Raw genomic sequence first — 4,918 nt, 5'->3', positions numbered from 1 at the left:
CCCACTACCCACTACCCACTACCCACTACCCACTACCCACTACCCACTACCCACTACCCACGCCCGCCTTGACGTGCTTTAACAGTCGCATCGTGTAGCATTGCCTGCTGCTATTGCCCGGCCCCTGCCGGGTCTTCCCGGCGGTTTACAGTTGGCCGGGCGCGTTCCGGAAAAAGTCTCCATGTCCAGCCCTTCAAACGCTTCGTCTCCTTCTTCGTCATCCGTATCGCCCCCCCGGAAACGTCGGATCTGGCCCTACCTCGTGGGGCTGGCCGTGATCGCTGCCGGCGGGTGGTATGCCACCCACCGCCCCGCGCCCGAAGGGGAGGGCGGCGGCAAGCCTTCGGAAGCACGTCGTGGGGGCCCCGGCGGGCGCGGTGACAGGCCGATCCCGGTGACGCTGGAGACCATCACCACCCGCGACGTGCGCGTGGTGGTGCCGGCCCTGGGCTGCGTGGTGCCGCGCAACCAGGTGGTGGTGCGGGCGCGGGTGGATGGCCCGCTGCTGGCGGTCAAATTTACCGAAGGCCAGCCGGTGAAGGCCGGCGAGGTGCTCGCCCTGATCGACCCGGAGCCCTTCAAGGCCGCGCTGGAGCAGGCCCGCGGCACCCTCGCCCGGGACGCCGCATTGCTGAAGAACGCCAAGATCGACCTCGACCGCTACCGCGGCCTGCTGGCCCAGGATTCCATCGCCAAACAGCAGGTGGATACCCAGGAGGCGCTGGTGCGCCAGTACCAGGGCACCGTGCAGGCCGATGAAGCCGCGGTGAAGAGCGCCGAGCTGCAGCTCTCCTACACCACCATCAAGGCGCCGATTGCCGGCCGCGCGGGCCTGCGCACCGTTGATCCGGGCAACATGGTCAAGGCCTCCGACACCAACGGCCTTGTCACCATCGCCCAGGTCACCCCGATCACCGCCGTCTTTGCGGTGCCGGAAGACCGCCTGCCGGCCATCATGGCGCGGGTGAAGTCCGGCGCCGGGCTGGGTGTCGAGGCCTGGGACCGGGACATGAAACAGCGCCTGGCCGACGGCAAACTGCTGGCGGTGGATAGCCTCATCGACACCACCACCGGCACCGTCAAGCTGAAGGCCGAGTTCGCCAACAAGGACGGCAGCCTGTTCCCCAACCAGTTCGTCAATGTCCGGCTGCTGCTCGACACGCTCAGCGGCGTGGTGGCGGTGCCCACCGCGGCGCTCCAGCAGGGGGCCAAGGGGCGCTTCGTGTATCGCCTGGGCGAAGGCGGCAAGGTCGCTGCGGTGCCGGTGAAGCTTGGCGCCACGGATGCCGGCGTGGCGGTGGTTGAAGATGGCCTCGCTGCCGGCGACAAGGTGGTGGTGGATGGCCTCGACAAGCTGAAGGACGGCGCAATGGTGGAGGCCATCGACCCGAAGGCGGTGGATGCGCCGGGCCGCGAGAAGAAGCGTGGTGCTGGCGGCGGCCGGCCGGGGCATTGAGCGGATGGTCAGCCATATCGACGCGGCGCTGGTCTGCCCGGGCGGCCTCCGTCGCCCGTCCCCGTCCTGTAGGTCGGACTTCAGTCCGACATCACGGGTTGATCGGGCAGGGTTTGTCGGACTGAAGTCCGACCTACAGGTCCTTGATGTTTTTCGGTGTGATGACGCCATGTGGAGGCGCGCGGCATGAACCCCTCCCGCTTCTTCATCCTGCGCCCGATGGCCTGCCAGGGCGGCCTCCGTCGCCCGTCCCCGTCCTGTAGGTCGGACTTCAGTCCGACAGCACGGGTTGGTCAGGCAGGGTTTATCGGACTGAAGTCCGACCTACCAGGCCTTGATGTTTTTCGGTGTGACGGCGCTGAGCGGGGGCGCGAGACATGAACCCCTCCCGTCTCTTCATCCTGCGCCCGGTGGCCACGTCGCTGCTGATGGTGGCGATCCTGCTGGCGGGCCTGGTGGCCTACCGGCTGCTGCCGATCTCGGCGCTGCCCGAGGTGGATTACCCCACCATCCAGGTCAAGACGCTGTACCCCGGCGCCAGCCCGGATGTGATGACCTCGGCCATCACCGCGCCGCTGGAACGCCAGTTTGGGCAGATGCCGGGGCTGGACGAGATGTCGTCCAGCAGCTCGGGCGGGGCGTCGGTCATCACCCTGCGCTTCACCCTGTCGATGGGGCTGGACGTGGCCGAGCAGCAGGTACAGGCGGCGATCAACGCGGCCTCGAACCTGCTGCCCACCGATCTGCCCGCGCCGCCCACCTATAGCAAGGTCAATCCGGCCGACGCGCCCATCCTCACCCTGGCGGTGAGTTCGCCCAGCCTGCCGATCACCCGCATCCATGATCTGGTGGAGAGCCGCCTCGCTCAGAAGATCGCCCAGGTGCCCGGCGTGGGCCTGGTGAGCATCGCCGGCGGGCGCCGCCCGGCGGTGCGGGTGCAGGTCAATCCGACCGCTGCCGCTGCCTACGGGCTGGGGCTGGAGGACATCCGCACGGCCATCGCCAACGCCAACGTCACCCAGGCCAAGGGCAGCTTCGACGGCCCCCAGCGCGCCTCGACCATCGACGCCAACGACCAGCTGCGCTCGGCGGATGAATACGCGAAGCTGATCGTCGCCTACAAAAACGGCAACCCGATCCGCCTTTCCGACGTGGCCACCCTCGTCGATGGCGCCGAGAACCTGCGCCTCGCCGCCTGGGCCGACCGCCAGGACGCGGTGATCATCAACGTGCAGCGCCAGCCCGGCGCCAACGTGATCGAGGTGGCCGACAAGGTCACGGCGCTGCTCCCGCAGATGACCGCCAGCCTGCCCGCATCGCTGGACGTGCGGGTCATCAACGACCGCACCACCACCATCCGCGCCTCGGTGCGCGACGTGCAGATCGAGCTGGTGCTGGCGGTGGCGCTGGTGGTGATGGTGATCTTCCTGTTCCTGCGCAGCGTGCCGGCCACCATCATCCCCAGCGTGGCGGTGCCCCTGTCCATCCTCGGCACCTTCGGGGTGATGTACCTCGCCGGCTTCAGCCTCAACAACCTCACCCTGATGGCGCTCACCATCTCCACCGGCTTCGTGGTGGACGACGCCATCGTGATGATCGAGAACATCGCCCGCTACGTGGAGGAGGGCGAATCGCCGATGGAGGCCGCGCTGAAGGGCGCAAAGCAGATCGGCTTCACCATCATCTCGCTCACCTTCTCGCTGATCGCGGTGCTCATCCCGCTGCTCTTCATGGGCGATGTGGTGGGGCGGCTGTTCCGCGAGTTCGCCATCACCATGGCCATCGCCATCCTCATCTCGGCGGTGGTTTCCCTCACCCTCACGCCGATGATGTGCGCGCGGCTGCTGCACCACGTGCCCGAGGGCCAGCAGGGCTGGTTCTACAAGACGATGGGCGACTTCTTCGACCGGGTGATCGCCCGCTACGGGGTGATGCTCGAATGGGTGCTGGCGCGGCAGGGGCTCACCTTGATCGTCGCGGTGGGCACCCTGGCGCTCACCGTGCTGCTGTACGTCTTCGTGCCCAAGGGCTTCTTTCCGGTGCAGGACACCGGCGCGATCCAGGGCATCACCGAGGCCGACCAGTCGATCTCCTTCGGCGCCATGGCCGAGCGCCAGCAGGCGGTGGCCGAGGTGGTGCTGAAAGACCCGGCGGTGGCCGGCCTGTCGTCCTTCATCGGCGTGGATGGCACCAACGCCACCCTCAACAGCGGGCGCCTGCTCATCAGCCTCAAGCCCCGCGCCGAGCGCGGCGCCAGCGCCACCGAGGTCATCCGCCGCCTGCAGCCCGAGCTGCAGAAGGTCGCCGGCATCACCCTCTACATGCAGCCGGTGCAGGATCTGTCCATCGAGGATCGGGTGAGCCGCACCCAGTACCAGTTCTCGATGATGGCGCCGGACGCCGCGCTGCTCTCCGAATGGGTGCCGAAGCTGCTCGAACGCATGCGCGACCTGCCCCAGCTCGCCGACGTGGCCTCGGACCTGCAGGACAACGGCCTCCAGGCGTGGATCGAGATCGACCGGGCCAGCGCCGCCCGGCTGGGAGTGAGCACCGCCGCCATCGACAACGCCCTCTACAACGCCTACGGCCAGCGGCTGGTGTCGACGATCTTCACCCAGACCACCCAGTACCGGGTGGTGCTGGAGGTGAAGCCCGAGTTCCGCGGCACGCCGGACGCCATCGCCAAGCTCTACGTGGCCGGCACCGGCGGCGCGCAGGTGCCCCTGTCGTCGGTGGTCAAGGTGAGCGAGCGCCCGGCCAGCCTGGCGGTGAATCACCTGGGGCAGTTCCCCGCGGCCACCCTGTCGTTCAACCTCGCCCCGGGCGCCGCGCTCGGCGACGCGGTGGACGCGATCCGCGCCACCGAGGCCGGGCTGGGCATGCCGGTGAGCATCGAGACCTACTTCCAGGGCGCGGCGCTGGCCTTCCAGTCGTCCCTCACCAGCACGCTGCTGCTGATCCTCGCCGCGGTGGTCACCATGTATATCGTGCTGGGCGTGCTCTACGAGAGCTACATCCACCCGGTGACCATCCTGTCCACGCTGCCCTCGGCCGGCGTGGGCGCCTTGCTGGCCCTGCTGGTGGCGCGCACCGAGCTGGGCATCGTGGGCATCATCGGCATCGTGCTCCTCATCGGCATCGTCAAGAAGAACGCGATCATGATGATCGACTTCGCCCTCGACGAGCAGCGGAGCAGCGGCCTTGGCCCCCGCGAGGCGATCTTCCAGGCCTGCCTGCTGCGCTTCCGACCGATCCTGATGACGACCCTCGCCGCGCTCCTGGGCGCGCTTCCGCTGATGCTGGGCAACGGCGTTGGCTCCGAACTCCGCCAGCCCCTGGGCATCACCCTGGTCGGCGGTCTGCTGGTGAGCCAGGTGCTGACGCTATTCACCACGCCGGTGATCTACCTGGCCTTCGACCGCCTCGCGCGGCGGGTGAAGGGGGAGGGCGCAGCGTGAGCGG

2 protein-coding genes are annotated in these 4,918 nt (G+C 68.3%); both read left to right on the top strand.

The features are described 5' to 3' along the window. Nucleotides 1–274 precede the first annotated feature (274 nt). Nucleotides 275–1,456, top strand: a complete 1,182-nt coding sequence (locus tag Q0672_RS13335; RefSeq protein WP_298622917.1) for an MdtA/MuxA family multidrug efflux RND transporter periplasmic adaptor subunit — start codon at nucleotides 275–277, stop codon at nucleotides 1,454–1,456. A gap of 377 nt (nucleotides 1,457–1,833) precedes the next feature. Next, nucleotides 1,834–4,914 (top strand): MdtB/MuxB family multidrug efflux RND transporter permease subunit, encoded by a 3,081-nt coding sequence (locus Q0672_RS13330; RefSeq protein WP_298622915.1) that lies wholly within the window; start codon nucleotides 1,834–1,836, stop codon nucleotides 4,912–4,914. Nucleotides 4,915–4,918 lie beyond the last annotated feature (4 nt).

The organism is uncultured Zoogloea sp., from assembly GCF_937894855.1.
GTDB classification, from domain to species: domain Bacteria; phylum Pseudomonadota; class Gammaproteobacteria; order Burkholderiales; family Rhodocyclaceae; genus Zoogloea; species Zoogloea oryzae.
This window is presented reverse-complemented; position numbering and strand designations above follow the sequence as displayed.